Annotated in this window: 1 pseudogene; it reads right to left on the bottom strand. The window is 62.1% G+C overall.

The features are described 5' to 3' along the window. A pseudogene (locus tag EN818_RS31215) lies at positions 1 to 230 on the bottom strand (DUF445 domain-containing protein); the annotation flags it as partial. Positions 231 to 351: the final 121 nt, after the last annotated feature.

The following is a 351-nucleotide window of genomic DNA, read 5'->3' on the forward strand; positions in this document are numbered from 1 at the left end:
ACCGTAGCAGACCAGGCGGCTATGCCACCGACGGTCGCGGCCTCGGCGAAGGCCGCGACAAAGCCAAGCCACGGATAGGTAGCCTGGAAGGATGTCGCCAACCCAAACACGAGACTGCAAAGGCCGAGCGCGACGGCGGCGATGAATTTGGTCCGCCGCAATGCCGAGAGCTTCGCCTGCGCGTCGGCGTCGAATCGAACCGGCGTGAGGGCCGGAGCTGACTGTGACATGGAAAGGCCGTTTCCTGTTTGCACCCGCATCTATCTAGGACTTGCGCATGCGAAACGCTCGCCCAAAGCGTGTGGGACATATCGGGTCGCCGATACGCGCCAGCATGCACAAAAAGTTGAC

The organism is Mesorhizobium sp. M3A.F.Ca.ET.175.01.1.1 (assembly GCF_004791945.1).
Classification (GTDB): Bacteria; Pseudomonadota; Alphaproteobacteria; order Rhizobiales; family Rhizobiaceae; genus Mesorhizobium.